The sequence below is a fragment of the uncultured Shewanella sp. genome, assembly GCF_947497935.1.
Taxonomy (GTDB): domain Bacteria; phylum Pseudomonadota; class Gammaproteobacteria; order Enterobacterales; family Shewanellaceae; genus Shewanella.
On record NZ_CANMIO010000019.1, the window covers coordinates 46,856 to 70,311 of the forward strand.

A 23,456-nucleotide genomic window follows, 5' to 3' on the forward strand; every position below is an offset into this window, starting at 1 on the left:
TTTCATCCCTTATTAGTATTGCTAACTCTGGCGCTAAACCAGCGAAAATGACTTATACACCGCTGTTTACCAGCCAATTTCCCCCAAGCGCTTTATGTAAGCCTATTGTCATATGCGCGGTCTGCAGTTTTGCTGCAATAATACGGTCTTTAAGCATATTTTGCTGACGCTGCGCATCTAAAATCGGCAGGTAATCACTCAGACCTGCTTTGTATAAGGATTTAGCTTTATTCACCGCTATCGTGGTTTCGGCTTCAGCTTCAATAACCCGTTGTACATATTGCTGGCTGTGCCCATACCCCTGCAACAGGGTTTCGACTTCACCAAATGCGGCAATCACTGAGTGTTGATACCTAAGCACACTTACATCGAAACGTGCTTGTTGTAACTCAACCATGGCGTCACCGCGGCCGCCATCAAACACATTCCAACTGATACCGACACTGCCTAACCAAGCCACTGAGTCACTGCTAAATAGATCATCAAAGTCTTTGGCCAACACGCCCGGTGAGCCGGTTAGAAAGACTTTAGGGTATTGCGCTGCTATTGCCGCTCCTTGCTCTTGATTTAAGGCTGCCATTTCTCGCTCTGCCATTTTGATATCAGGGCGACGATTAAGTAGATCTGACGGTAACCCTGTTGGGATCACACCTTGAAAGTCTGGCAATGGCATCTGCTGGCTAAAGCGCAATTGAGCCTGTTTTGGTGTTTCACCAAGCAAAATTGCTAGGCGCTGGCGGTGGGCATTTTCAGCTATCTCTAACTGAGGAATAACCGACTGAGTCACGGCTAGCATTGCTTTAGCTTGGGCTTGTTCGAGTTTAGAACCATAACCACTTTTAACCATAAGTTTGACTAACTCAAGGGTGCGCTTTTGGTCGCTAACTGTACTTAAAGCAATGCGTTTACGCTCTTGGGCGCCACGCATTTGCAGGTAATTATGGATAACATCAGAGGTAATTAATGTTGTTAATCCCTCTCGCATTATGACGGCTTGCTCTTTGCGTATTGCTGCAGCTTGCGATTGCCTGTCTATTTGGCCAAATAGATCAGCTTGCCAGGCAATGGTCGCGCCGGCGAAAAAAGCGCTGTTATTGTCATCAACTAAACCTAACTCTTCACCTGTCATTGGGTTAGTTGCCGTTATCGCCCCACCTAGCAGCGGATCGTTTTCACTTATCTGGGCGTTACCAAAACCTGCGCCTACATTCACCGTTGGCACTTTAAAAGATTCAATCGCTGTTTGATAAGACTGCGCCATCTTTATGCGTTCGGCGGCAACTTTCAATGGAATCGCTTGGTTTTGGGCATCAATGACTAACTGATTCAGCACAGGATCATTAAATTGATGCCACCAAGCATGGTCTTGCTCTGCTTGATATGCGCCGGATTTTGTTCCGTCCACACCTTGGTTTAAATACTCTGATTGAAGTTGAGTGGTCGGTACTTGGTAATCTGGACCAACTGCACAACCCGAAACAATGAGTACCACTGCAAGTGGGGCAAGTTTTAAAATTTTCATATTATTTTTGCTCCAATAAAGTTTGTGCAATAAGTGGCTCGACTTGTTGTGGCTTGTCGCTACTGCGATAAAATAAGCAGTAAAATGCTGGCATAATAAATAGTGATAAGGCAGTTGCTGCGGCAAGTCCGCCGATAATGGTAGCGGCCATCTGGTCAAATAAACGGTCACTTAGCAGCGGGATCATCCCCAGCGCTGTCGTTAACGCCCCCATCGAGATAGCCATGGTGCGGTTAAGCGTCGCCACTATCACCGCTTCTCGCATAGGCATATTTTTAGCGCGCTCTAGCTCAATCTGATCCATTAACACTATGCCGTTTTTAATGATCATCCCCATCAAGGTGATGGCGCCAATGAGTGCCATAAATCCAAAGGGCTTACCGAGCAGTAGTAGCGTCCAGATCACCCCTATAGTGGCCAATGGTAACGTAATAAGAATGATAGCGGGTTGCTTAAAACCGTTAAACATAGCGACCATTATTACCACCATCATCAATAAGGCCTTGGGTAGCTGGTTTAAGGTATCGTTTATGGCACGGTTTTCATCGTAGTACTCTCCGCCCCACTCAAACGAGTAACCCGCAGGTAAGCTTATCGCTTCGATTTGATCTTTTATTTGGTTGCGAACCTGAGCCGGTGTTGCATCGAATACATCCGCTTGAGCCGTAATGGTTGGCACCCTATCACGACGCCATATCATGCTCTGCTCAGATTGGAGTTCAAAACCATCGACAACCTGACCGAGTGGCACACTGTGTAAGCCGAGTAACGACCGTACAGTTAAGGTTTCTAATTGGCCAAGATCGCTATTATGGCTTCTCACTCTAATTGGGATGAGTTGATCGCCTTGATTCAGTGTTCCTAAAGGCACCCCTTCGGCGGCCCGCTTGATTGCCAAAGAAATATCGGTACGGTTGACTCCCGCAAGACGCGCTTTCTCTTGATTTATCAGCGGTGTAATAACTTTGCTCCGTTGACGCCAATCATCTCTAACATACCTAGCATTAGGATGCTGCTTCATGATAGCTTGCGCCTGCTCTGACAGAGCTTGTAGCACCTTAGGATCGCTACCGGTAAAGCGTGCTTCAACGCTAAACTTGTCTTTAGTCGCCAGTTTTAGGGAGCGAAAACGCGGCTCAGCATTAGGGAACTCCCGTGCCAACCATAGATCTCCCCGCTGACTCAACGCTTTAATGCCGTCGTAATTTTTTACGTTTATGACAATCTGGCCATAGCTTGAATCATAGGGCTCAGGTTCCACTGTGACCGAAAAACGGGGGGCACTGGCACCGACATAACTCGAAACAGAAGAGACTTCCGCTTGCTGTAAAAGCCAGCCTTCTATTTTTTTCATGTCAGTTGAGGTTTGCTCGATTTTAGCCCCGCTTGGTAACCAGTAATCTAGGAATACCATTGCCCTATCTGAGCTTGGAATAAAATTGATGGCAACATATGGCACAGCCATAGCCGTGATCAGTAATAAGGGAATGACTGAGCCGATAGCCTTACGTGGATTCATCACAGTCCATTTAATCGCTGCCTGATAGCGACTGACTTTTTGTTCGGCTTGTTGTTTGTTTTTAGACGGTTTGCACCATAACCAGCACAACAGAGGCGTTAAGGTCACCGCCACCAGCCAGGAGAACAGCAGTGAAGAACAGATAATCAGGAACACTGAGCTTGAGAACTCACCCGCATCGGTTTTTGAAAACAGTACAGGTGTGGAGCCCATAATAGCAATCACAGTTGCTGCAAGCAGTGGTTTTGAGGTTTCTTTAACCGCATCGATAGCCGCTTTAGTGCGCTCTATGCCCTTATTAAGCTTAACGATGATGAGATCTGTAATCACGATAGCATTATCAACCAACATGCCCAACGCTAGCACAAAGGTACCCAGAGATACCCGCTGCAGATCGACCCCAGCAATGTACATGTAGATCAATGTCAGTAAAATGGTAAATAGCAGACTACTACCGACAATTGTTGCACTCTTAAAGCCCATAAAGATAAGCAGTACGACAAAGACAATCAGCACACTTTCTAGCAGGTTAGTGACAAAATCTGCTATCGATTTATTCACTTCATCCGGTTGAAAGGCTATGGTGCCAATTTCAATACCCACGGGAAGAGTCTGTTGGTAATCTTGGATAATTTGTGTCAGCTCTTCTCCTAGGCTAACGACATTGATACCGTTTACAGGACTCACTGCTAAGGTAACACCGGGCATACCATTGAAACGACTCATGCTGCTAGCGGGTGTTTGATAGCCCAAATTTATCTCAGCGATATCACCGAGACGAATTAAGCCTGTACTGTAGTCTCCTGCCCCGCCTTTAATGGTCAGATCGTTAATATCTTGTACGCTCTTAAACGCACTACTTTGATTAATCCGGATCCGCTCGGCGCCCACAGGGAAACTACCACTGTCGTAGGTGAGATTTTGAGTGGCCAACTGATTGATAACTTGCGCCGAAGAGATCCCATATTGGGCTAATCGCTCATCAGGCAGGTCGATATAGATAGCTTGTTGCTGCACACCATGCAGTTCAATTTTTTTGATGCCATCGATAGTCTTAAGGCGCCTTTGTAACTCTTTCGCGTATTGGCGTAATGCCTCAGGGTCAGCATCTTTACCATATACGCTAAAGAGCATGCCATAGACCTCAGAAAACTCATCTTGAACGATACTAAGCTGAGCCGTTGCCGGTAGAGACAACTTTACATCGTTCATTTTTCGCCTTAGTAGGTCCCACTCCTGAGGAAGATCTTCAGAGTTAGTCGACTCCTTAAGATCAATAAAAATCATGGAGCTACCTGGACGCGAAAGCGAACGCAACTTCCACATGGAGCCCATCTCTTGCAACTTAGTCTCTATCTTATCTGTCACCTGTTGCTCCACTTCATGGGCGGAGGCACCGGGATAGAGAGTAACAACGACAGCGCTCTTAACCGTAAAGCTGGGGTCTTCAAGCTTACCGAGTTCAAAATAGGAAATGAGCCCAACGATGACGCATAACACGCTAAAGAACAGCACAAATACTCGCTGTTTAATGGCAAATTCAGCTAAATTCATCATGACTCCTAGTAATCCATCGTTTTAACAAGAGACGTATCAAGAGTTTGTGCAATCACTTGATCTGGCTTTAAGTAGTCGACACCTGTGATGACTAACTTATCCCCTTCATCAAGATCGCCCTCGACGCAAACCTTTGATTTTTGCATCGCTTTTACTTTCACTTTTTTTGCTACGATACGTTGCTGCTCTAGGGTATAAACTTGAGCATTATTGGCTGTAGCAAACTCATCATCTTGAGCATTGACTAAAGCGCTGTAAGGGATACAGTACTGCTCTGTCGTCCTTTTCATATCGACAGAAACTGTAACCGACTTACCCGGCATAACTGCTTGATTAATTTGGTCTATGGTGTATTGAACTGTGTAGGTCTGCTTGATGGGATCGGCAAGGGTATTCATTTCACTGAACGATGCAGTCAGTGGTTTATCGTTACCGAACCAGCTCACAGATGCTGACTGCTGACCATTGATGGAAGCCATCAAGTTTTCAGGCACTTCTATCACGGCCTTTAACTGTGCAGGCTGATGAATGGAAAACAGTGAGATCCCAGGGGATGTTTGCTCGAAAGTTTCTTGAGATTGTGACGCGATCACGCCTTCAAAAGGTGCTTTAAGCTCGGTATAGGACAACGCATCTTGCGCTTTTGTCAGGTGCTGAGTCACCACTTCAACCATGGCGAGGCTACGCTTATAACCGCTTGTAGCTCTGTCTAAATTAACTTGAGATATCGCATCGTCGGCTATCGCTTGTTTTACTCGGGCTAATTCTACGCTGGCTAGCTGATGTGAGGCCTTTGCTTCGGCGAGTCGGGCTTCAAGTTCAACGACTGTGACGCGGTAATCGTGGGGATCGAGTCTTGCTAATACTTGTCCCTTGGCAACCTTGTCTCCAGTCTTAACCAAGATACTATCAATGGTACCAGACACTCTAAACGCTAGACGTGCACTCTGGCTTGATTCTAATACGCCAGAAAATTGTTTAAAATTGACTTCGGAATTTGCGCCCAAAAGCATGATCTGAACAGGACGCTTTGCGATAGAAGACTGTAATTGCTCCTGTATGTTCCCCTGTGTTTCAGTCTGTGCAGGCACTTCACTGCAACCAGTGAGTATAAGAAAAGATAAAGAAGTGACGCCAACATTGGCAATTGTTTTACTAGAAAACGACATTACACGCTCCCAAATGAGTTAATACGGGAGAGTGTAAGTGTTTAGCCTAGTTAGATAATCTGCGCTAACTGCATATAACTGTCACGAAAATCATTACAATGAGACAAATTCAGGTATTTCTTGTATTAAAAAATCAATCAAAAGCCGTGTCGGTAAACTCATGCCCTTTCTATCGGGATAAATAAGCCACACATCTTCTTTCTTTGATTCATATTCAGGTAAAACACGTACGAGTTCCCCTGACTCAAGGGCTGAAATAACATACATTTGTGGTAAACAGCCTATCCCTTGCCCACCAACTATGGCACGGCGAACAAACCCCATGTGGTTACAATTAAGGCGCCCATTGACCTTGACACTATCTGAAATGAAGTCCCAATGATCATCTAAGGTACCGTTAGACCATCGATAACAAATGGTTTCATGCTCAGTTAGGTCCTTTAGAGTGAGAGGCTCACCGTATTTTGCTATGTAGTGAGGACTGGCATACATTCCACGGCCAAGACTTAACAGCCGCCTAGCGATAAACCCTGAATCTTGAATTTGGCCAGCGTGTACAACAAAGTCTAAGCCCTGGCTGTAAATATCATTGACATAGTTATTGGTAAAACGCAGATCAAGATCAATATTAGGATAGAGCTGTTGGAATTTTGCGAGCGTGGGTTGCAGTACCTCCTCACTTTCCGGTAGAAAACCAAGCTTTACTTTACCTATGGCTTTTTCACTAACATCGAGTAATTTATTCTTTGCTTGCTCAAAGCCTTCCAGTAGTTCGACGAGATCATGATAGTAAGCCTCACCATGCTGGGTTAAACGTAGTTGACGTGTTGTTCTAAAAAACAGCTGAGCATTGAGCGACTTCTCAAGCTCGCCTATTCGCCTGCTAACGTTAGCACGAGGCAGATCTAAAGCCGTAGCCGCTGCGGTAAAACTGCCGAGATTGACCACAATTGTAAAAAGTTTCAGATCTTCTATACGCATTGAACGGCCTCTAACACCATTATAGGGGGCTAAAAAGTATCACTCTGGGTGCCCCCTGAATGACCCAAGTACTAAAGGCAAAAACTGTAGCGCTTTTTATCTTACGATCATAGCGGTAGTGCAATGATTGATGCACTGTGCACAAATTTAAAACATATGCCGTTAAAAATTAGAAAATCGCGTACCAGAAAGAAGTCATAAGCAAACTTAGAGCCAGTGTGAGATAAACGTTTACGGATTAACGATAGTCTAAATACCAACATACTTTTTAATGCATAGCCATGACTAGCGGCCACGCCACTCCCCAAGCGTCCAACATCAGCCTTGGGGATTTCGACCATTCTACTATGGTAAAACCCTTACGCTCATGTACACTCATAACATACTGACTTGTAGGATAAGTTCATGAGCCAACGCACCCTTCATACCCTCTTCAAACCTAAATCAGTTGCCATTATTGGCGCCTCAAATCAACCCAAGCGAGCGGGTAATGTGTTGATGAAAAACCTGCTTTCCGGTGGGTTTTCAGGGCCTATCATGCCGGTGACGCCAAAATATGAAGCCGTGATGGGGGTTTTAGCTTATCCCAACATTCAAGCCCTGCCACTTATCCCTGATCTAGCCATTATCTGCACCACCGCCAGTAGCGTCCCCGCTATCATCGAAACCTTAGCGCAATTTGGCTGTAAGGTTGCAATCGTTATGGCTTCCGGTATGGCCGATGAGCTTGACGAGGAAGGTGTCAGCCTGTTAAGTCAGATGCAGCAATTTGCTGATAGATATGGCATGCGGATCTTAGGCCCCAATAGTTTGGGGATGATTTTGCCCAACATTGGTTTGAACGCTAGCCTTGCTCACACCAGTGCCCTGCCAGGTAAAATCGCATTCGTGTCGCAGTCAGCAGCTATCTGCACCACAGTATTGGACTGGGCAAATAACAAAGGCATTGGCTTCTCCTCCTTTATCTCCCTTGGTGATGCTAACGATATTAACTTTGATGAGCTTTTGGATTATTTAGGTCGAGACTCCAAAACTGATGCCATTTTGCTCTACATCGACTCGATTAATGAAAAGCGTCACTTCCTGTCTGCGGCGCGTGCGGCGTCACGTAATAAGCCTATCTTGGTGATTAAATCTGGCCGAAGTATTGAGGGTGGTAATGCCGCTCAGCTACACACTGGCGGTGTGTCTGGTAACGATGCAGTTTATGAAGCCGCCTTCAGGCGTGCGGGTATGTTGAGGGTTAACGATCTTATCGAGCTCTTTGCCGCAGTGGAAACCTTAGCGCATTCAAGGCCTTTGCAAGGCGAGCGGCTTGGGATTATCAGTAATGGTGGTGGCCCTGCAGTTTTGGCATTGGATGAGCTTATTTTGGGCGGAGGCAAGTTACCGCCGCTGTCCCCCGAAATCTATCAGCGCCTTAATGCATTATTACCTAGAAGTTGGTCTAGGCAGAACCCCGTTGATATCGGCGGTGACTCAGACGCAAACCGTTATGCAAAGTCCCTTGAGATCTTAATGGACAGTGACGATCTCGATGCGATTTTAATCTTGCACTCGCCTTCGGCGTTGGGTGAAAGCGTAGGGGTCGCCGAAGCCATTGCTGAAACTATTGCCAAGCACCCAAATCGGCACAAAATCAATATCCTTACTAACTGGAGCGGCGAAGACTCAGCCTATGAGGCCCGAAAACATTTCTCAAAGTCTCGCATTCCGACCTATCGCACACCAGAAGGGGCAGTTGGTGCATTTATGCACATGGTTGAGTACCGCCGTAATCAAAAACTACTGCAAGAAGTCCCCCAGTCTATTCCTGATAACATTCCTGCCGATTCCGCGTTAGCGCGTGAAAAGTTACAGCAGGCGTTAGCGCAAGGTAAAACGGTTTTAGAAACCCATGAATCACGTGCGATTTTAAGTGCCTATGGACTTAATACTATTGATACCTGGTTTGCGACAACGGCAGAGCAAGCCGTAGAGTTTGCCAAGCTTGCTGGTTACCCTATCGCGTTAAAGCTGCAGTCTCCTGATATTCACTACAAGTCTGATATACAAGGTGTAATGCTTAATTTAACGTCTGACTTAGAAGTTGAACATGCCGCGAATGCCATGATAGAAAGAGTGATGTCTGTTAATCCTGATGCTCGGATTGAGGGGTTAATCGTTCAGAAAATGGCGCTCACCGCGGGTGCGCAGGAGATCAGAGTCGCGGTTGCCAATGATCCTGTGTTTGGCCCGGCAATTTTGCTAGGTGAAGGTGGATCCGAATGGGAACCCACAAAAGATGCTGTCGTTGCCCTGCCCCCACTTAATATGACGCTAGCGCGTTATATGGTGATCCAAGCACTAAAAACTCAAAAACTCAGAGATAGGCATTTGCCACTTGGATTAAATATGCATGCCCTATGTGTCATGCTGACCCAGATCTCACACTTAATTATTGACTGCCCAGAAATCGCCACTCTCGACCTTAACCCGGTGCTGTGCGCAGGCGAGCAGATCACCTTACTCGATGTCAATATTGGTCTGCACCAAGAGCCCGTTGATAACGCCTCAAGGTTAGCAATCTCACCTTACCCGAAAGAACTCGAGGAGATGGTGACCCTTAAGAATGGTAACAAGGTCATGCTAAGGCCGATTTTGCCTGAAGATGAGCCTAAGCATCTGGCCTTTGACAACTCCCTTTCAGATGAAGATAGATACAAGCGCTATTTTGGGGTTCGCTCTAAGATGACCCATGAAGAAATGGCGGTGTTAACTCAAATTGATTACGCCCGGGAGATGGCCTTTATCGCAACCGCATTGGGAGAAGATGGTGAGGAAACCACTTTAGGTGCTATTCGAGCCTCAATTGATCCCGATAATACTGAGGCTGAATTTGCGATGGCTGTTCGCAGTAATTACCAGGGCCAAGGTTTAGGCAAGCTGTTACTGGAGAAATTAGTTCGTTATTACAAGGAAAACGACACCTTAGTGCTCACCGGCTTTACCATGTTTGAAAATCGCAACATGGCAAGCTTAGCAAAGCGTTTAGGCTTTAGTGTCACCTTCGACATGGAAGAGCGCTTAATTAACATGCATATGGACTTAAAGGGTGACTAAGCTCTTTTAAGCGGAATGAAAGCCATTAAGATCTATACTTAATGGCTTTTATTTTGAAATGAGTGTTGAAATGAGTACTCAACACAGTGAACCAACTTCCCCTTAACTATAACGGTGTTTCGGTAACCCTTTCACCAATAACACAGTTACGCCCTGAAGACTTGGCCCGATATAAGGCCTCATCGGCGCGAATAAAGTAGCTGTCTTTATCATCGCTCGCCTTAAGTGAGGCCACGCCCACCGAGACAGTCACATTCCCAAGGGGTAACTTCTTCTCTTTACCTATGGTTAAATTACGACCGGCAATCTTACTACGGATATTCTCGGCAACTTTATGAGCATCTTGATGTGAAGTATTTGGAAGCAAGATAACAAATTCCTCGCCGCCGTAACGAGCCACGAAATCATCCCCCTTCACGGCATTTTTAAGTGCCTGAGCCACATAAGAGAGCACCTTGTCACCAATTAAATGCCCATGAATATCATTGAATTTCTTAAAGTAATCTATATCGACGACCAACAAGCTACTTTCAAAATTAGAATGGTTAAAGTTATCGATGTGGCTTATCAATTCTTGATCAAATGCTCGGCGATTATTGAGTGATGTCAGTTGATCTGTCATCACCACAGAACGAAGCTCTACCATCTCAGTTTTTAGCGCGTCGACCTCTTCACTCATGCTAGTGAGGCTCTTGTCCATCTCACTATTCGCATTAATGATCTCATCGAGCTCAGAGGTGATGCCGTCGACTAAATCCTGTAATACAGCAGGTTCTGGATCGCCCTTAAGAGCCGAATCAAATTCCGTTAGCGACTCAGAAAAGCGTGATGTCCCCTTGCTCATACTCGCTATCTTAGCCAACAAGCTATTGATAAGCTGATGAGTTTCTATTTGGACATTTTCGATGACTTCCGGTGAGTGTACCTGGATATAGGTCTTATACAGATCTTCACTCATGGTTGGAGTAAAGGCTAGGTTGTTGGCTAACAAACCATCTATCGCACGCTTAAGATCGAGATTAACCCCCTTATAGTATTCATACCAAACGGCATAATTTTCAGGGGTGACAGGAATATTTAATTCTGACATTTTTGGTACAGCATGACGCAGTATTTTTGCCGACAACTCTGTTTCAGACAAATGTTGTGCCATATCCATAAATTGAAGCCTCTCGATCGATATCCATAACTATCAATACATTAAACAAAAAAAGGAGTCTTGCCACCCCTTTTTAAATAATTTTATTGATTAATACCAATCAGTATAAGCAGTTGATCTACTCAGAACGTTTTTTGGCAACTAATTCAAGGCAAATAACTGAAAGAATGGTTATTCCCTTGTGAAGCTATTTAACGCAGAAGTAGGCAGCCAAAAACGCTCCTGAATGGCGACCAAATCTTTCTACTGATTGGTATAAGGAGTATTTATGTCCTACAACCCAAAAATATGTCGCTATTCGGGCGATAAATACTGGTTTTCACATTCATCAAGCCAAGCAAGCTATCGAACAGGTTATCATGAGAAAAACCTCCCTTTGCCGCTTCTTTACTTAAGCAGGTTAAATCCAAACGATTTTGCTCAGCAAATCCACTCGATATCCAAGCTAATAAAGGCACCTTTATCTGCTCACCCGGCGCGAACGAATAAGGCGTTCCATGAAGATACATGCCATGTTCTCCTAATGACTCACCGTGATCTGAGATATAAAGCATTGCGGTATCAAATTGCTCACTCTCGCCCTGTAACTTATTGACCACCTGAGACACAATATAATCTGTGTACAAAATGGTATTGTCATAAGTGTTAACCAACTCCTCATGAGTACAGTTTTGAATATCACTGCGCTGACAGTCAGGTACAAAACGGCGGTGCTGCTCAGGGTAACGCAGATAGTATGTCGGCCCATGGGAGCCAATAATATGCAGCACCAACAGAGTATCTTTACGCTCGATCGTTTTAAGGCGTTTATCCAGTTCATTTATTAAGACTTGGTCATAGCAGAATTCGCCGTTGCATAATTTGGGATCGCTGTTATGGTCGATCACTAAGTGCTCTACGTTCTGACAAACCCCTTTACAGCCACTGTCATTATCGAGCCATTCGAGTTGAATGCCGGCATGATCCAGTACATCAATGACATTATCTTGTGCCATTTCACGACGAGAATCGTAATTGTTATGATCCATCCTTGAAAACATGCAGGGTAAAGATACTGCGGTTGCGGTGCCACAAGAATAAGTATCCTGAAATGCGATTATGTCTTGTTTTTTGGTATAAGCATTCGTTGGTTTGTCATAGCCGTAATAACTATAGTTAGCCGCTCTTGCTGTTTCACCGACCACCAGCACCACTAAGTTAGGTTTCGTTTTTTCTGTGGTATTTTTTGCATCTAAACCAAGCTTTGTATACTCAAGTGGTTTTTGAAGATAGTTCAGTTCAATATACTTGACGGCAGAACCAATAAAATAGGTCGGGATTATATAACGCTTAATGATGTCGTTATTACGGCCAAAAGAGACATAGTTTTGATAGTAAAACAAACCGATCACCACTATGCCTGCTAACATAGACAGCATGAACAAAACCTTATGAAGTAACTCCTTGGAAAAGGGTTTGTACTCAATATTGGCCTTATATATCAGTAAGGAGGGGAGCACTCCCGTTACTGCGAAATTTAGAACGGAGGCCCAATTGAGATAGGTCGTCGCTTCAGATTGATTAGTCTGAACAGTGTTTTCAATCATGCCGTAGTCAAATACCACTCCATATTGAAAAGCGGCAAAAAATACGCTCGATGATATCAATGTCAGCAGGATAAAGAATGGCTTTGCCAGATACTTCACGCTAAAAACACTAAATATGAAAGACAGTGCAAATAGCAGAAACAAAGGCATGGTCGCAATAAATACCATGTTCACATCGGCTTGCTTATCTACGCCCTGTTTGATGATTTGAAAAAGCGGAATATTAAGTACGCAAACATAATAAATCGCAAGAATGAAGGTGAATTGAATACTGTTTAAGTTTTTAAGACGTGATAACACTTGGTTTACTCACTCAGTTCTGTACTTATTTAGGTTCAATAAGCTGACTAACTAGCCTAGGTCATTAAGGCCTTAAGTTGCACCGCAACACAAAGGCTAAAATGCTGCTAGAAGGACGGAACCTACATTTTCGCAAAAAATGTATCATTTGTAACGTTATAAAAAGAGACTCAAGAAGAGATGATTATATTAACAGCGATTTTGACTGCGTTAGAATTTGTTAGTTCGAACCTGAGAGGCGGGCTCATGGCTAAGCTCATTATTAGTCTAACCATGAAAAGGAATAGAAATTAAATCAATTTTTCAACAAGATAATGAGAGTAATCTTATTTGCTCTACCCTCTGTCTAGCACTAAAACTCACGGTTGATCCGTTCGAAAAAGTCTAGTAACTGAGAACGTTCTTTATCGGTAAATTTGGCGGTTAAATCTTGAGTCAGCTGAACATGAAGTTTGTCATGTTCTTCAAACATCACTCGGCCACTATCTGTCAGTTCCACTAAAATAGAGCGCCTATCACTAGCATGGGGCGTACGAATAACTAAGCCTGCATCGACCATTTTATCGACTTGAACTGTCAATGTACCAGTAGTAATCCCGATTTTTTGCGCTAACTCTTTCATTCGCATTGGGCCATTAAGCCCCAAAATCTCGACTGTATGCACCTGAGGCAGACTAAAGCCTTTATCTTTAACAACGGCCATCTCCCAAGACGACAACTTCTCATAAAACTCGATTATCGCATGATTTAAATTATCGTCTTGGTTTGTCATTAAATAAGTTCCTAGTCTGTATAGGCTTATTGTGCCTGAGTAACAGGATTCACTTCAATAGTGACATGAGACAAGCGCTCAAAATTTGCTAGTTTCTCTTTGAAATAGCCTGCATCTTTAGTACTTTCAGCACACAAAACCATACTGCCGGCATAGTGATTAGCGCTTATCTTCCACACATGAAGATCAAGTAACTGTGCTTTTTCTTTCTCTAATGTCTGCTTTATCTTATCAAGGTAGGCCTGTTCGATACTCGCATCTAATAATATCGGCCCTGTTTGTTTGAGTAATCCCCATGCCCAACGACTAATGATCAGCGCCCCCACTATGCCCATTACGGGATCTAGCCAGTTTAGGCCAAAGTATTTACCCATCAATAAGGCGCCAATGGCTAATAGTGAGGTTAATGCATCGGCCAGCACATGAAAATATGCGGCACGTAAATTATGATCGTGACCATGATGCTGGTTATCTTGGTTACTGTGCTGGTGTTCATGGTTCTGGTGGCTGTGACTATCGGAATGATCGTGACTATGTTCATAACTATGATCGTGGCTGTGACTGTGCGTATGCTCATGACTGTGTTCGTGACCGTGCGAATGGCTATGATGATCTTTTAATAGAAAAACACTCACCACATTAACCACAAGACCGATAATCGCCACTAGAATGGCCTGATTGAAATAGATCTCATGAGGGTTAAAGATTCTGACACTCGACTCAGCCAACATGATAAGTGCGACTAATCCCAAGGCGATAGCACTGGTATACCCTCCGAGTACGCTCACCTTGCCAGTTCCATACGAAAACTCTGGCGAATTTGCATGTTTTCGAGCATATCGATAAGCAAAAAGAGTGATCAGGAACGCTGCAGCGTGTGTTCCCATATGCCAACCATCGGCGAGTAATGCCATAGAGCCATAGATAGTACCAGCAATGATCTCGGCCAACATGGTTACTATTGTCAGCACTAAGACATAAGCAGTATTACGCTCCCCCGAACTATTTTGCGTTGAAAACCCCTGCTTATAACCACAATTCTCGCCCTTAACCATAAATAACCCCATTAATATTTTGGTTTAATATTTGATCTTAAAATGTTTATAACGTTTATATTTTCTAGTCATTCAAAGCCGTTTAAACAACACTGCGAGTTAACAGGTCTTGGCCCTTACATAGCTTAAAAGCGACAAACTTGATAAAACTTTAGTTTCAAAGCCATATCGCTCAAATGAGAATAACCAGAAGCGCATTTAGTTTGATATTAATATAATTTGATAAAAAGATAGTTTGACTATCAAAGCAATATTGCGACTTTTAGATGACAAATACAAGGATAAAGAGAAATTATGTGATCTCGATGTGGCTGTTAGTGGACTGTTGAACGATGAGTCGATGGCGAACTTTACGCCGCGTATAGTGTCCTAGAAAAGTAAAACTAGATTTTACTTGTAAGATATTGCAAGATTATCCCATTGTTAATAAAGGTTATTTTTATTTTATAATAATTAATTTAATGATTTTTGGTTTTTAATAACCCTTTTTCGAAATACCAACGTTTATAGAGGTATTGAACACAAGCACTACCTTTTTATTTTGGAGAATTTATGACTTTATTCACTGCTGCAAACAAGACCTTTACTCGTACACTTTTAGCTTCTTCTTTAATTCTTTCGGCTTTTTCATTCAACGCAAGTGCGACTAGCCCTGCACATCCATCTGGATTGAACCAAAATATGATCAGCGCGCAAATGTATACAGTGGCAAATTACAGTGTGACCAAAGAAACTAAAATGTACCCAGCACCGCAATCAGGCCAAGTGCAGCATATATTAACTCTGCCTAAGCTTGATAATGAAGCGGACTACATGGTTGAAATCCAAATCGGTCAAACGAAAATGGTCGACTGCAATAATCACGGCTTATCGGGTGAACTTAAACAACACACTGTAAAGGGATGGGGTTATAACTACTACCAAGTAGACAGCATTAGCGAAGGTCCAAGCACTATGATGGCCTGCTTCGAACAGACTAAAACGGAGAAGTTCTTACCTATTGCTGATGATCTAATGCTTAAATACGACAGCCGTTTACCAAAGGTATTCTACCTACCTGAAAACTCTCAGGTGCGTTACCGCGTTTGGAAAGTAGAATCAGCATTTAGCTACGCAGGTTAAGTCGCCTAATAATCAACTTCTTATACTAATTGGTATAACACCTTATTAGACATAAAAAAAGCTACCCTAGGGTAGCTTTTTTATTTGGTGTATGACTTAAGCTTTAAGTGCACCAATAGCTTCTTTACACAAAGCGGTAATGCGCTCCCAATCACCCTGCTCCATTGCATCTGTTGGAGCAATCCAGCTACCACCGATACAATCGACATTCTTAAGTGCTAAGTAATCTTTATAGCTACTTGGGGTAATACCACCTGTTGGGCAGAAACGAATATCAGCAAGTGGGCCAGAGAAAGCTTTAAGTGCATTCACGCCACCTGAGGCTTCAGCGGGGAAAAACTTAAAGTTTGTGTAGCCCAGTGCCATGCCTTTCATCACTTCTGAAATACTGGCAACACCAGGAATGAGCGGCGTATTTCCCGCCATCGCAGCTTCAAGTAGCTCAGTTGTTGCACCTGGGGTGATAACAAACTGAGCGCCAGCATCGATCGCTTGCTTTAACTGTGCTTTATTCAGAATAGTACCCGCACCGACTAAGGCTTCTGGCACTTCTTGAGCAATCTTAGTGATAGCTTCTAGTGCACAATCGGTACGTAGCGTTACCTCTAATACCGAGATCCCACCAGCGACGAGTGCCTTAGCAAGTGGCACGGCATGTTCAATCTTATTGATCACCATTACAGGAACAATAGGGCTGCGTTTAAAAATATCTTGTGGCTGTATTGACCAGTTATTCTCAAGCATTGCGTTACTCTTCCTTAACCTTTAATAGTGTTCATCAATAGCACTAGTGCTTCGCGCACCAGTTTCTGGACTGCTTAGGCTGGCGCGCAGTGCACCAAAAAGCTCTCGTCCCATTCCATAACTTGTTCTTTGCAAATCGACTTTTTCGGCAACTCTTGAATTGAGTTCAGTTTCATCGACTAGCAAAGACAGTTCACCTGTTGTTGCATTGACTCTCACTAAATCACCATTATGGATCTTAGCGATTAGACCGCCATCCAACGCCTCTGGCGTTAAATGAATGGCAGCTGGTACTTTTCCTGATGCACCAGACATACGACCATCGGTCAGTAGCGCAACCTTAAAGCCTCTATCTTGCAGTGTGCCAAGGATTGGTGTGAGCTTATGTAGCTCAGGCATGCCAATGGCTTTAGGACCTTGTCCCTTAACCACGACAACACAGTCTTTATCAAGTTCGCCCGCTTTGAATAAGGCTTCAAGCTTGTTTTGATCGTCAATCACTACTGCAGGCGCTTCAACAACGCGATGCTGCTCAGCCACTGCCGACACTTTAATCACCGCGCGGCCAAGGTTACCCTTTAGTAGCTTAAGGCCACCGTTACTTTGGAACGGCGTATTCAGAGCGGTTAGCACTTCAGTGTCTAGGCTGGTCTTTTGACCATCGACCCAAGTGAGTTCACCATTGCGAATTTGTGGCTCTTGGGTATAACGCTTAAGACCAAAGCCTGCCACTGTATCGACATCTTCATGAAGTAAACCGCCCTCAAGCAATTCTTTAATCAAGAACGCCATGCCACCAGCAGCGTGGAAGTGGTTAATATCTGCATGGCCATTTGGATACACACGCGCAAGTAGCGGCACGGCATCTGAAAGTTCAGAAAAATCATCCCAGTTCACGATAATACCAGCAGCGCGGGCCGCGGCAACGATATGCATAGTTAGGTTAGTCGAACCACCCGTTGCTAATAGTGCAACGATACCGTTAACCACTGACTTTTCAGATACCACTTTACCGATTGGTGTATATTGCGTGCCCATTTCGGTTAGACGGCAAACCTGCTTAGCGGCAGTCTTGCTCAGTACATCACGTAGTGGGTCGTCAGGGTTAACGAAAGATGAACCAGGTAACTGAAGCCCCATCACCTCTAGCATTAACTGGTTGCTGTTAGCCGTACCGTAGAAAGTACAGGTACCCGCACTGTGATAAGACTTAGACTCAGCATCTAATAACGCCGCTCTGTCGATTTCACCTTGGGCATACTTTTGACGAATACGTGCCTTTTCCTTATTAGGAATACCCGACTTCATCGGGCCTGCTGGCACAAATAACATAGGAAGGTGACCAAAACTCAGTGCACCAATCAACAGGCCTGGGACAATCTTGTCACAAATACCCAGTAGCAAAGCACCGTCGAACATGTTATGGGATAAACCAACCGCAGTGCCCATGGCAATCACTTCACGGCTTAACAGGCTAAGCTCCATGCCTGGCTGACCTTGGGTTACACCATCACACATAGCTGGTACGCCGCCTGCGACTTGCGCAACGCTACCGACTTCATTACATGCTTGCTTTAGCATGTCTGGATACTCACCGTATGGCTGATGAGCAGACAACATGTCGTTAAAAGAGGTGATAATGCCGATATTGGCTTTGTTTAACTGTTTTATGTCGGACTTGTCACTTGGATTACAAGCTGCAAAACCGTGAGCTAAGTTACCGCAACTCAGTGCGCTACGGTGAACGCCTTTGTTTTTAGCATCCTCGAGCGCCGCTAAATACTTAGCGCGAGAATCTTTGCTTCGTTCAATAATTCTGTCAGTAACAGATTGTACAACGCTGTGCATAATTACTCCTTAAGCGCTCCAGTAAACATCAACAGGTGTTTTATGCTGTTCGAGTACGGCTCGAATCGGCATTTCACGCGTGTCATCGCTTGCTAGTGCTTGTCGGTAAACATCAAGTTTTTGTTCACCAACGATATGTAGATAGATTTGACGGCTGGCTAAAATCGCCGATTTTGACAAAGAGATCCTTGAATGTGGTGCATTGCCAGGTGTAACAGCAACACACAGATCTGCCGTCGTTAATGCGTTATCAAGTTCAGCTTCTGCGGCGCAGGGAAACCATGAGCAGGTATGTCCATCGTTACCCATGCCTAATACGACAACGTCGAAAGGTTTAGGCAAGCTCGCAAGCTGCTCCGTTGCCATAGCGCAGCCATCTTCTGCTGAAGAATACATATTCTTCAAACCACGAAATTTAGCACTGGCCGCTCTATTTTTGAGTAAATTGTTTCTTACCAGACGCTCATTTGAGTCGCCGTGTTCAGGACTTACCCAACGCTCATCGGCAAGAGTGATAAACACATCACTCCAGTCAATCGCTTTCTTGCTAAGTAACTCAAACAACTTAAGCGGAGTTGAGCCACCAGAAACAATCAGGCTTGCCTTACCACGGGCATCAACGGCTTCTTGCAGTTGATTCGCAATACGCTCGGCAAGCTGCGCTTCTAACGCCTCTTTATTATCGAATGATTTGAAAACCGTTTCTTTAATCATTGTCTCCCCTTACTCGTCCCAAGAACGACCATCTTTAGTAATAAGTGCAACAGAGGCGACAGGGCCCCATGTGCCAGCTGGATAAGGTTTTGGCTTTTCGTCTGTTTCTTCCCACGCTTGAATAATGCCATCTACCCAGCTCCAAGCTTGCTCGACTTCATCTCGGCGTACAAACAGTGCCTGGTTACCTAGCATGGCTTCGAGCAATAAACGCTCGTATGCATCGGCAATACGCTCGTTCTTAAAGGTCTCAGAAAAACTTAAATCGAGCTTAGTGGTTTGTAGACGCTGTTTTTCGCCTAGACCCGGCACCTTATTCAACATCTGAATTTCAACCCCTTCATGAGGCTGCAATCTGATCGTCAATTTGTTAGGTGGCAGATTACGGTAGTTAGAGCTGTATAAGTTATGGGGTGGGTTCTTAAAGTAGACCACAATTTCAGAACTCTTAAACGGCATACGCTTGCCACTACGAAGGTAGAATGGCACGCCAGCCCAGCGCCAGTTATCGATGTCGACTCGAAGCGCAACAAAAGTTTCAGCATTTGACTGAACATTCGCGCCCTCTTCTTCTAGGTAACCAGGAACCGGTGCACCTTTTAAGAAGCCAGAGCTATATTGACCGCGCACCGTGTTCTCATAGATGTTATCAGCATTGATTGGGCGCAGTGACTTAAGCACTTTTACTTTCTCATCGCGAATATTGTCAGCATCTAAGTTAACAGGTGGGTCCATCGCCACTAAAGTTAATACCTGTAGTAGATGGTTTTGGATCATGTCACGCATTTGACCCGCTTTGTCGAAATAGCCCCAACGGCCTTCGATACCCACCTCTTCAGCGACTGTTAGCTGTACATGGTCGATCGTTCGGTTGTCCCATTTCGATGCAAATAACGAGTTAGCAAAACGCAGCGCAAGTAGGTTTTGTACCGTTTCTTTACCTAAGTAATGGTCGATACGATAAACTTGGTTTTCTTCGAAATAGGCTGAGACTTGGTCGTTAATGATGCGAGAACTTGCGAGATCGGAACCGATTGGTTTTTCTAGAACGACGCGAGAGTCAGGGAAAATAAGGTTTTGTTCGTGAAGGCAACGGCAAATATCACCAAAAATAGCGGGAGGAGTGGCGAAGTAACTCACCATGACGCGTTTTTCTGGTTCAAGAATATCGTGGAACGCTTGATAGCCATCAGACTCTGTGAAGTTAGTGCCAACATAATGGCAACGGTCTAAGAAACGGTTGACAGTCTCTTCACAAAGCTCGTCTTTTACAAAGGTCGTTAAGGCGTTTACCACCAGCTCGCGGTATTCCTCTTGACTAAATTCATCCTTTGCGACGCCGAGGATTTTAGTATCGACATTCAGCAAATTGGCTTTATCGAGTTGGTATAAAGAAGGAAGTAACTTACGCTTCGCAAGATCTCCCTTGGTACCAAATAGAACAAAATCACAAGCTTTGGCTTTAGGTGTCGTAATGCCCATCGCTTCAAAATCTCCTTTTGACACTGTGCCCCATCATTTTTGATGAGAATTCACACGTTTGTTGTAATATAACAACAGAAATAGCTAATTGCATCTAAATTTTATAATAAACTTCAAGTTAGCTTATTAGGTATGTTACGCCATAATCTGGTATGCTTTCGTGATAAAATTACTAAAAATTATCGTGTTTGTACCTGTTGTCATTATAAATTAATGTTGGCCTAAGCGCTCTGTAATTAACGGTAACTAAACGACAAATAATTAGCTTCATCAAAATATAATAAAACTACATTACTATTGAGTGGACGTACGCATATGAATACCCTCGAAAAGGTGCAGAAAAGCCTTACCCATTTTAGTAAATCTGAACGTAAAGTTGCAGAAGTTATTTTGTCTTCGCCACAAACCGCGATTCACTCAAGTATCGCAACACTGGCGAAAATGGCTGACGTGAGTGAACCGACAGTTAACCGTTTTTGTCGTCGCCTTGATACTAAGGGATTTCCAGACTTTAAACTCCACTTGGCTCAGAGCCTAGCTAATGGTACACCGTACGTTAGCCGCCATGTGGAAGAGGATGATAGTCCAGATTCGTACACCACTAAGATTTTTGAATCTTCTATGGCATCACTCGATACCGCTAGACAAAGTATCGACACTGCCGCTATCAACAAGGCTGTAGACATTTTAACTCAAGCTAAAAAGATCTCTTTCTTTGGCTTAGGTGCCTCGGCTTCTGTTGCACACGATGCTCAAAATAAATTCTTCCGCTTTAATGTACCTGTCATCAGTTTCGATGATGTGCTTATGCAGCGTATGAGCTGTATAAATAGCAATGAAGGCGATGTTGTCGTATTAATTTCTCACACAGGCCGCACTAAATCGCTTATCGATATCGCAAAACTTGCCAGAGAAAATGGCGCTGCGGTTATTGGTATTACCGCCAGACACTCACCGCTTTCAACGGTTTGTACACTTCCTGTCACAATGGAAGTCCCCGAAGATACCGATATGTACTTACCTATGGCGTCACGTTTAGCACAATTAGTTATAATTGATGTGCTAGCCACAGGATTTACACTCAGAAGAGGCCCTCGTTTCCGTGAGAATTTGAAACGAGTAAAGGAAGTGTTAAAAGAATCAAGAATAGACAAAGATCCAGTTCTGTAACTGACTTTCGACATGATTTTAGGCAATTTGGCTTAGGCTGAATTGCCTACTTTCAATTATATGTTGGAATAGGTCACAAAATTTAAAACTTGAGTTAGATCATTTTGTTCGTAATTTTACTACACGAATGGGTATTGTCTGTTAATATAGGGTCAGAATTATTTAAAACTTAACGGAGTATATCATGTTCCGCAGAACCAAAATTGTAACAACTTTGGGTCCAGCCACAGACCGTGATGACAACTTACGCCGCATTATTGCTGCCGGTGCTAACGTTGTTCGCTTAAACTTCTCTCACGGTGCACCAGAAGATCACAAGAAACGCGCAGACGATACGCGAGCGATTGCAAAAGAGCTTGGCGTTCATGTTGCCGTTTTAGGCGATCTACAGGGTCCTAAAATTCGTATCTCAACTTTCAAAGACAACAGAAAGGTTATGTTAGTGCTTGGTCAAGCCTATACCCTTGATGGCGATCTCGCGAAAGGTGAAGGCGATGAGAACCAAGTCGGTATCGATTATAAAGAATTACCACAGGACGTCAGTCTTGGTGATATCTTGATGCTCGATGACGGCCGCGTTCAACTGCGCGTTGAGAAAGTAGAAGGTAACAAGGTTCATACCATAGTTACTGTTGCTGGTCCTTTATCAAACAATAAAGGTATCAACAAGCAAGGCGGCGGACTTTCTGCTGCGGCTCTAACGGAAAAAGACAAGCAAGACATCATCACCGCAGCTGCGATTAAAGTTGATTATCTCGCTGTTTCTTTCCCAAGAAGCGGTGCCGATCTTAACTACGCACGCGATTTAGCACGTCAAGCAGGTAGTAATGCCTTAATTGTTTCTAAAGTTGAGCGCGCTGAAGCCGTTGCAACTGATGAAGCGATGGACGATGTTATTATGGCATCAGATGCCGTTATGGTTGCTCGTGGTGATCTCGGTGTTGAAATTGGTGACCCTGCGCTTGTTGCGGTGCAAAAGAGACTGATTAGTCGCTCACGTCAATTGAATAAGCCTGTTATTACGGCCACTCAAATGATGGAATCGATGATCTCTAGCCCAATGCCAACTCGTGCAGAAGTGATGGACGTTGCAAACGCTGTACTTGATGGTACTGATGCCGTAATGCTAAGCGCCGAAACCGCAGCGGGTGACTTCCCTGAAGAAACCGTTAAGGCAATGGCCCAAGTTTGTTTAGGTGCCGAGTCTCATCCAAGTGTGCAAGTTTCTAAGCACAGATTGGACCAGCAGTTCACCACTATTGAAGAAACTATTGCGTTATCAACTATGTATGCAGCAAACCACCTAGAAGGTATCAAGGCTATTATCGCCCTTACCGAATCAGGTGCTACGCCGCAGATGATGTCTCGTATCAGCTCTGCACTGCCAATTTTTGCCTTGTCACGTCATGAGTCAACTCTGGCGAAGATGGCGCTTTACCGTGGTGTTCAGCCTGTCTACTTTGATTCGACAGCACATGCTCCTGAAGCGGTTGCTCAAAAAGCACTAGAGACGCTTTCTCAAGCTGGTTACCTTGTAAAAGGTGACATGGCAATGATGACTAAGGGCGATGCAATGGAAACTGTTGGTGGCACAAATACCAGCAAGGTCGTTGTTGTTTAAACTATACTCTTCCCTTAAATTATGAGGGATTTA

The 23,456-nt window shown here is 44.2% G+C and carries 16 protein-coding genes; 4 read left to right on the forward strand and 12 right to left on the reverse strand.

The window, feature by feature from the left end; genetic code table 11:
• Positions 1-52 precede the first annotated feature (52 nt).
• The 4 genes from Q1A86_RS17475 to Q1A86_RS17490 form a co-directional block, all read right to left on the reverse strand.
• On the reverse strand, positions 53-1,522 hold the full coding sequence (locus Q1A86_RS17475) for an efflux transporter outer membrane subunit (protein ID WP_299809422.1): 1,470 nt from the start codon (positions 1,520-1,522) through the stop codon (positions 53-55).
• Position 1,523: 1 nt separating this feature from the next.
• On the reverse strand, positions 1,524-4,598 hold the full coding sequence (locus Q1A86_RS17480) for an efflux RND transporter permease subunit (protein ID WP_299809425.1): 3,075 nt from the start codon (positions 4,596-4,598) through the stop codon (positions 1,524-1,526).
• Positions 4,599-4,603: 5 nt separating this feature from the next.
• On the reverse strand, positions 4,604-5,767 hold the full coding sequence (locus tag Q1A86_RS17485) for an efflux RND transporter periplasmic adaptor subunit (protein ID WP_299809428.1): 1,164 nt from the start codon (positions 5,765-5,767) through the stop codon (positions 4,604-4,606).
• A gap of 93 nt (positions 5,768-5,860) precedes the next feature.
• Positions 5,861-6,748, reverse strand: coding sequence for a LysR family transcriptional regulator (locus Q1A86_RS17490; RefSeq protein WP_299809431.1), 888 nt, complete (start codon positions 6,746-6,748; stop codon positions 5,861-5,863).
• A gap of 405 nt (positions 6,749-7,153) precedes the next feature.
• Between Q1A86_RS17490 and Q1A86_RS17495 the strand changes: the two genes are divergently transcribed.
• Complete coding sequence (locus tag Q1A86_RS17495; RefSeq protein ID WP_299809434.1) at positions 7,154-9,850, forward strand: acetate--CoA ligase family protein; 2,697 nt, start codon at positions 7,154-7,156, stop codon at positions 9,848-9,850.
• Positions 9,851-9,956: 106 nt separating this feature from the next.
• Here Q1A86_RS17495 and Q1A86_RS17500 read toward each other — a convergent pair whose 3' ends face one another.
• From Q1A86_RS17500 to Q1A86_RS17515, 4 genes are all read right to left on the reverse strand, one after another.
• Complete coding sequence (locus Q1A86_RS17500; protein ID WP_299809437.1) at positions 9,957-11,009, reverse strand: GGDEF domain-containing protein; 1,053 nt, start codon at positions 11,007-11,009, stop codon at positions 9,957-9,959.
• Between the two features lie 266 nt (positions 11,010-11,275).
• Positions 11,276-12,895 carry a phosphoethanolamine transferase gene (locus Q1A86_RS17505; RefSeq protein WP_299809440.1) on the reverse strand — a complete coding sequence of 540 codons (1,620 nt, stop codon included), beginning with the start codon at positions 12,893-12,895 and terminating at the stop codon, positions 11,276-11,278.
• 352 nt (positions 12,896-13,247) lie between these two features.
• A complete protein-coding gene (locus tag Q1A86_RS17510; RefSeq protein ID WP_299809443.1) occupies positions 13,248-13,667 on the reverse strand; it encodes a MarR family winged helix-turn-helix transcriptional regulator in 420 nt (139 codons plus the stop codon).
• Between the two features lie 26 nt (positions 13,668-13,693).
• Positions 13,694-14,722 (reverse strand): cation diffusion facilitator family transporter, encoded by a 1,029-nt coding sequence (locus Q1A86_RS17515; RefSeq protein WP_299809446.1) that lies wholly within the window; start codon positions 14,720-14,722, stop codon positions 13,694-13,696.
• A gap of 552 nt (positions 14,723-15,274) precedes the next feature.
• Here Q1A86_RS17515 and eco point away from each other — a divergent pair.
• Complete coding sequence (gene eco / locus Q1A86_RS17520; protein ID WP_299809449.1) at positions 15,275-15,844, forward strand: serine protease inhibitor ecotin; 570 nt, start codon at positions 15,275-15,277, stop codon at positions 15,842-15,844.
• Positions 15,845-15,940: 96 nt separating this feature from the next.
• On the opposite strand, the gene Q1A86_RS17525 is transcribed toward eco, so the two are convergent.
• From Q1A86_RS17525 to zwf, 4 genes are read right to left on the reverse strand one after another with little or no spacing between them, the layout of a single operon-like run.
• Positions 15,941-16,588, reverse strand: a complete 648-nt coding sequence (locus tag Q1A86_RS17525; protein WP_299809452.1) for a bifunctional 4-hydroxy-2-oxoglutarate aldolase/2-dehydro-3-deoxy-phosphogluconate aldolase — start codon at positions 16,586-16,588, stop codon at positions 15,941-15,943.
• A 21-nt stretch (positions 16,589-16,609) separates the two neighbouring features.
• Positions 16,610-18,436 (reverse strand): phosphogluconate dehydratase, encoded by a 1,827-nt coding sequence (edd, locus tag Q1A86_RS17530; RefSeq protein ID WP_299809455.1) that lies wholly within the window; start codon positions 18,434-18,436, stop codon positions 16,610-16,612.
• Positions 18,437-18,445: 9 nt separating this feature from the next.
• Positions 18,446-19,150, reverse strand: a complete 705-nt coding sequence (gene pgl, locus Q1A86_RS17535; RefSeq protein WP_299809458.1) for a 6-phosphogluconolactonase — start codon at positions 19,148-19,150, stop codon at positions 18,446-18,448.
• 9 nt (positions 19,151-19,159) lie between these two features.
• Positions 19,160-20,632 (reverse strand): glucose-6-phosphate dehydrogenase, encoded by a 1,473-nt coding sequence (zwf, locus tag Q1A86_RS17540; RefSeq protein WP_299809513.1) that lies wholly within the window; start codon positions 20,630-20,632, stop codon positions 19,160-19,162.
• A 315-nt stretch (positions 20,633-20,947) separates the two neighbouring features.
• Between zwf and Q1A86_RS17545 the strand changes: the two genes are divergently transcribed.
• Both Q1A86_RS17545 and pyk read left to right on the forward strand, forming a co-directional pair.
• A complete protein-coding gene (locus Q1A86_RS17545; protein WP_012155570.1) occupies positions 20,948-21,802 on the forward strand; it encodes a MurR/RpiR family transcriptional regulator in 855 nt (284 codons plus the stop codon).
• Between the two features lie 184 nt (positions 21,803-21,986).
• Positions 21,987-23,423, forward strand: coding sequence for a pyruvate kinase (gene pyk / locus Q1A86_RS17550; protein WP_299809464.1), 1,437 nt, complete (start codon positions 21,987-21,989; stop codon positions 23,421-23,423).
• The last annotated feature ends 33 nt before the right edge of the window (positions 23,424-23,456 follow it).

Bases quoted from the DNA above. Each gene is read 5' to 3' on its own strand.
- Q1A86_RS17480 (WP_299809425.1), bottom strand. From the start codon at position 4,598: ATGATGAATTTAGCTGAATTTGCCATTAAACAGCGAGTATTTGTGCTG.
- Q1A86_RS17515 (WP_299809446.1), bottom strand. From the start codon at position 14,722: ATGGTTAAGGGCGAGAATTGTGGTTATAAGCAGGGGTTTTCAACGCAA.
- Q1A86_RS17475 (WP_299809422.1), bottom strand. From the start codon at position 1,522: ATGAAAATTTTAAAACTTGCCCCACTTGCAGTGGTACTCATTGTTTCG.
- Q1A86_RS17525 (WP_299809452.1), bottom strand. From the start codon at position 16,588: ATGCTTGAGAATAACTGGTCAATACAGCCACAAGATATTTTTAAACGC.
- eco (WP_299809449.1), top strand. From the start codon at position 15,275: ATGACTTTATTCACTGCTGCAAACAAGACCTTTACTCGTACACTTTTA.
- Q1A86_RS17485 (WP_299809428.1), bottom strand. From the start codon at position 5,767: ATGTCGTTTTCTAGTAAAACAATTGCCAATGTTGGCGTCACTTCTTTA.
- Q1A86_RS17500 (WP_299809437.1), bottom strand. From the start codon at position 11,009: ATGGATATGGCACAACATTTGTCTGAAACAGAGTTGTCGGCAAAAATA.
- zwf (WP_299809513.1), bottom strand. From the start codon at position 20,632: ATGGGCATTACGACACCTAAAGCCAAAGCTTGTGATTTTGTTCTATTT.
- edd (WP_299809455.1), bottom strand. From the start codon at position 18,436: ATGCACAGCGTTGTACAATCTGTTACTGACAGAATTATTGAACGAAGC.
- Q1A86_RS17545 (WP_012155570.1), top strand. From the start codon at position 20,948: ATGAATACCCTCGAAAAGGTGCAGAAAAGCCTTACCCATTTTAGTAAA.
- pgl (WP_299809458.1), bottom strand. From the start codon at position 19,150: ATGATTAAAGAAACGGTTTTCAAATCATTCGATAATAAAGAGGCGTTA.
- Q1A86_RS17510 (WP_299809443.1), bottom strand. From the start codon at position 13,667: ATGACAAACCAAGACGATAATTTAAATCATGCGATAATCGAGTTTTAT.
- pyk (WP_299809464.1), top strand. From the start codon at position 21,987: ATGTTCCGCAGAACCAAAATTGTAACAACTTTGGGTCCAGCCACAGAC.
- Q1A86_RS17495 (WP_299809434.1), top strand. From the start codon at position 7,154: ATGAGCCAACGCACCCTTCATACCCTCTTCAAACCTAAATCAGTTGCC.
- Q1A86_RS17490 (WP_299809431.1), bottom strand. From the start codon at position 6,748: ATGCGTATAGAAGATCTGAAACTTTTTACAATTGTGGTCAATCTCGGC.